Origin of the sequence: Kitasatospora sp. LaBMicrA B282 (assembly GCF_050325825.1) — a bacterium.
GTDB lineage: Bacteria > Actinomycetota > Actinomycetes > Streptomycetales > Streptomycetaceae > Kitasatospora.
The window spans coordinates 1-444 of sequence record NZ_JBNQTI010000413.1 but is presented as its reverse complement, the minus strand read 5'-3'; the positions used below and the strand labels follow the sequence as shown (position 1 = coordinate 444).

Annotated in this window: 1 protein-coding gene; it reads right to left on the bottom strand. The window is 51.6% G+C overall.

The features are described 5' to 3' along the window. A partial coding sequence (locus ACQRUO_RS39720; RefSeq protein ID WP_428321034.1) for an ABC transporter permease occupies positions 1-444 on the bottom strand: 444 nt, incomplete at both ends.

Below are 444 nucleotides of genomic sequence, written 5' to 3'. Positions count from 1 at the left end.
CGGGCGGAGTGTAAAATCCATAAAATGATTCGCCGCTTCCATCATGTTTCCCCAAGAAGGTGTCGGCGGAGCAACGCCAAGCCCGAGAAAACTCAGCGCAGATTCACTCAGCATCGCTCCCGCCACATGCAAAGTCGCCGCTACCAGTAATAACGGCAATGTGTTGGGAAGCAAATGATAGAGGATTTTCCGTTTATCACTAAGCCCCAAAACTTCCGCGGCCATCATAAACGGCTGCTCCTTCAGCGACAAAATCTGTCCGCGTACAAGCCGCGCCAAACCGGGCCATCCGATCAGGCTTAACATCATCATAATCAGGTACATTCTGTATTCAGAAGGCACTTTCCACTCCGACATCACCGCAGCCAAAATCAAAAGCAGCGGCAGGCCCGGGATGGACATGAGCATATCAGCAATGCGCATAATGATCATATCAGCGGCTCC